We start from the raw sequence: 4503 nt of genomic DNA on the forward strand, positions 1-4503 counted from the left end.
CGCTCTGGCCACTGACCTTTTCACCCAGCGTCGCCGTGAAAAGTCCCAGTGCATGCAGCGGTTGCCGCAGATCATGGCTGGCGGCAGCGAGGAATTGGGATTTGGCGCGGTTGGCGGCCTCGGCTTCATGCTGCGAGCGTTCGGCGAATGCTTTCTGCTCGGTCAGCCTCTCGATCAGATCGATATTTTCGTAGCGGCGATTCAGCGAATCGGCGAACACGCGGCACAGGTTGCGCCCGAAGACCAGCGATACGACCAGCAGCACGACACCGAACGCTGCGACGATCAGATGAGGCGTATCGCCTTCCGCCGCGGTGCGCAGGATGATCGGGACCAGTGTCGGTACGATAAACGCATGAAAAGACCGCAGGTAAACCGGACTCAGCGTGGTCGCGCCGGCCGCCACCCCATACAGCGCGACCGTGAGCATCGCCTGCTGGCTCGGCGAATCCGGCACATACATGACGATTCCGGCCAGCCCCCAGATGCAGCCATTGACGGCCGACGCGATAACGATGTAGTCTCCCCAGCGCCTGGCATCGGCCGCTAGGGGTTGCGCGCGGCGGTATCTGAAGAACAGCGCGAAACGCACAACGCCGAGTACGCTCAATGCGGCGAACCACGCGATCATCGGCAGCGCAGGCCGCTGGCCCCAGGTCCCTATCATGAGGAACAGCGCAGCCACGACGAGCGCCGTGTAGACGACCGGTGTTTGATTGTAAAGCGCGCTGATCTGCTCCGCGCGGATCAGATCAGCGCGGCTCGAAGCGGGAGAAGTGGACAGTGCCATCTTCGTCACATTTTCCAGGCGCATGGTAAAAAAACCGGAGACGTCGGGCGGCACACTGTCCCTGCGTTCACGCGATTATGCGTCGGAATTCTCTGTCAGGCATATAGCACTTAAGTCTTAGGCCAAAAGTACTATGCGGGTGGCGCTGGGTTGTCCGCGATCCGTTGCGGATTCGGCTTCAAGATACAACCGCAAGCGCCGCGCCACTCCGCGGAAATCCAGAATGAGCTTATGCGATAGTGACTTGCGAATCCAGAAACGGCATGACACGGGGGATTTTCCCGGCCCGAAAACCTTGTTTCCCGAATTTGCACACCACCGTTAGCAGAAATGGCTGCGGCTGGATCTGATGAACTTAGGACGACGGCGTAAGCGCCGCAACTTGCGCTACAAGGTGTGATCCACGCTGAAATACTGCTGGTAACGCTGAAAATTGCGCACGTAGTGGCGCGCGTTTTTTTCAATGCGGCTGATTTCGGTCGCAGTCAAGGACCGCACGATCTTGCCAGGCGAGCCGACCACCAGCGATCCATCGGGAATGACCTTGTCCTCGGTAATCAGCGCATTGGCCCCGATCAGGCAGTTTTTACCGATCACGGCGCGGTTCATGATGACGCTTTTTATTCCGATCAGGGAGTTATCGCCGATTTTGCAGCCGTGCAGCACCGCCATATGACCGACGCTGACGTTTTTGCCGATGACAAGCTCGATGCCTTCGTCGGTGTGCAGCACCGCGCCATCCTGAATATTGGAGTTCTCGCCGATCACGATGCGGTCAGTGTCGCCGCGCACGACGACGTTGAACCAGATGCTCGCGTTATTTTCGAGCACGACCGATCCGATGACGATGGCATTGTCGGCAATATAGTGGTTGCCGCGTGTTTCGATTTTTCTGTCGCCCAGCGAATATTTCATGGTGATGGATTCGAAAGAGAAAGGAACCGTCGCAGATGACGGCGAGATGCGCCGGGCCGCGCTAATTATAGTTCGCGGCGAATTTACCGAGAAGTCGCTTAGCGCGATAATGAGCCCTTTTCAGGGAGACAACATGACCGATATCGCCGGCCTGCTGGGCAAAGATGCGAAATACCTGCTCGATCATCGCTGCAAGGGGATAGCGAAAGAATCCCTGCACTTGCCGGGGCCCGACTATATCGAGCGCGTGGTCGCCGCCAAAGACCGCAAGCCGGCGGTGCTGCGCAATCTGCAGGCGATGTTCGATCGCGGGCGTCTGGGCGGCAGCGGTTTCCTGTCCATCCTGCCGGTAGATCAAGGGGTCGAGCATTCGGCCGGCGCATCGTTCGCACCGAACCCGTTGTTTTTCGATCCGGCCAATATTTGTCAACTGGCGGTCGACGGCGGCTGCAATGCGGTGGCGTCGACCCTGGGCGTGCTGAGTTCGGTCGCCCGCACGTTTGCGCACCGCATTCCGTTCATCGTCAAAATCAATCACAACGAGATGCTGACCTATCCGAACATCTACGATCAGACGCCGTTCGCAAGCGTCGATCAGGCGTTCGACATGGGCGCTGTGGCGGTCGGCGCGACGATTTTTTTCGGCTCGGAGCATTCGCGCCGGCAAATTCAGGAAGTGTCGGAAGCATTCGCGCATGCCCACGAATTGGGCATGGCAACCATCCTGTGGGCATACACGCGTAATCCTGAGTTCAAAAAAGACGGCGTCGATTATCACGTAGCCGCCGACTTGACCGGTCAGGCCAATCATCTGGCTGCGACCATCAACGCCGATATCGTCAAGCAGAAAATGGCCGAAAACAATGGCGGCTACAACGCGATCAAGTTCGGCAAGACCCACGCCAAAGTGTACAGCGAATTGACGACGGATCACCCGATCGATCTGGTCCGCTATCAGGTTGCCAACTGCTATATGGGGCGCGCCGGCCTGATCAATTCGGGCGGCGAATCGGGCAAGGACGATTTGACGCAGGCGGTACGCACCGCAGTGATCAACAAACGCGCCGGCGGCATGGGGCTGATCTCGGGACGCAAGGCGTTCCAGAAACCAATGAAAGACGGCGTCGCGCTATTGCGGGCGATCCAGGACGTTTATCTGAGCAAGGATGTCAGCGTCGCCTGACCTCTTCCGGAAAGTGCGATTCCCGGGTTGCGCTGCGCTCGATCCGGGCTAACAGCCTGTTAAGCGAGGCTGCTATGGAGTTTGTTCCCTACCACAGCGGTTCAGCGGGGCCGCTGACCGAAGCCGAGCCGGCTTTTGTCGAGTCCGCGCCGCGGCCGAGAGCATTCCTGGCAGCGCCTGTCGACAAGTTTTACGTGAAATTCCGCACCGGGCGCTTCCGGCCAAATCATCTGATCACGATCCGCAACAGCGTCGATGGCTGGTCGCAGGATATTCATGGCGCCTATCACAACGGCGAATGGGTATTCTTTCTGGAAAAGGCCAGGTATCGGCGCGGCTTCAGCATGAAATTCGTGCTCGACGAATCGGCCTGGATGGAGGGCCCGGATATCGCGTTGCAAGCGGCCGGAGAGCATGTTTTCACCGAGCAGAATGTCTCGTTTGCGCCGACGCCGCCGCGTTATCTGCACGGCTACGACAATCTGCGCAGCGATCACAACAAGCGCCAGCAGGATGCAATTCCCGGCAATACCGATGACAGCATCGACTATGACGTTATCGTAATCGGCTCAGGCATGGGCGGCGGCATCCTCGCCGACGCGCTGTCCGACCTGGGCCGCCGCGTGCTCATGCTCGAGGCCGGCAGCCTGCTTTATCCGACGCATATCACCAATCTTCCGGGCGACTGGTCGCGCATGCCGTCGCATCATCAGGTCGGCCATTTCATCAATGAGCCCGGTTCGGATTTCCTGTTCGGAGTGCAGATGAATTTCGGCGGCCGATCGGTGTTCTGGTCAGGTCTGATCCCGCGCATGCACGCCTGGGAGACCGCCCCCTGGCCAGAAAATGTGCGCACCTACCTGGCCAGCGCGGAAGGCTATGCGCGCGCCGAAAAGTTGATGCGCAAGCAATTGACGCTCGGTACTTTCCAGAATCAGCTTGTCGCCGCATTGCGCAACGCCTTCCCCGCTTACCGGGTCGAGGATTTGCCGCGATCGCGGCACCAGCCGAATCTCGATCAACAGGGAACGCTACGCAATGTCATCGAGACTTCCAGCGGGACATTTTCGACCGCAGCGCTGCTGCTGGATTCGCTGGCGTTCCACGGCTCGGCCGGGCGCGATAATCTGACCATCAATCTGAACCATCTCGTCACGCAAATCGAAACCAGCGGCGGCAAAGCGGCCGCTGTCGTCTGCCAGGATCTGGCCGGTAACCAAACTCGGCGTTATCGCGCGAAGCGGATCGTATTGTCCGCGGGATCTCTGGAAACGCCGCGTATCGCTTTGCGCAGCGGGCTAACCAATGCGCAGCACCGGATCGGCATCGGCCTGACCGACCATCCGGCGTTTTTCTCGAACAGCTACGAGTTGAGCGCCGGCAGTCCCTGGGCCGGGTTCGAGAATCACGCCAAGGTCATGATGTTCCACAAGCAGGCGGCGAGTACCCTTCATCCGTACAACGTCGAGTTGCTGATCAATCCGAAATACTGGGACGTGGCGCACGCCGATGACGATGTCTGGCGCCAGCAGGTCGGGTCGGATCAACGGACGATGGCGCGGCTGCAATTCGTCATGGCGAGCGCGCTCGACGACGGCAACCGCATAGTGCACCG

General features: G+C 59.3%; 4 protein-coding genes. 2 read left to right on the forward strand and 2 right to left on the reverse strand.

The annotated features are described in order from the left end of the window. Both H0V78_09875 and H0V78_09880 read right to left on the reverse strand, forming a co-directional pair. On the reverse strand, positions 1 to 844 hold an 844-nt coding region (locus H0V78_09875; protein ID MBA2352066.1), incomplete at its 3' end, for a hypothetical protein. Between the two features lie 333 nt (positions 845 to 1177). Continuing rightward, a complete protein-coding gene (locus H0V78_09880; protein ID MBA2352067.1) occupies positions 1178 to 1705 on the reverse strand; it encodes a gamma carbonic anhydrase family protein in 528 nt (175 codons plus the stop codon). A gap of 133 nt (positions 1706 to 1838) precedes the next feature. Here H0V78_09880 and H0V78_09885 point away from each other — a divergent pair, with 133 nt between their 5' ends. Together H0V78_09885 and H0V78_09890 are read left to right on the forward strand one after the other, a co-directional pair. Next, complete coding sequence (locus H0V78_09885; protein ID MBA2352068.1) at positions 1839 to 2888, forward strand: class I fructose-bisphosphate aldolase; 1050 nt, start codon at positions 1839 to 1841, stop codon at positions 2886 to 2888. A 74-nt stretch (positions 2889 to 2962) separates the two neighbouring features. Continuing rightward, a partial coding sequence (locus H0V78_09890; protein MBA2352069.1) for a GMC family oxidoreductase occupies positions 2963 to 4503 on the forward strand: 1541 nt, incomplete at its 3' end.

The sequence above is a fragment of the Burkholderiales bacterium genome (assembly GCA_013695435.1).
Lineage (GTDB): Bacteria > Pseudomonadota > Gammaproteobacteria > Burkholderiales > JACMKV01 > JACMKV01.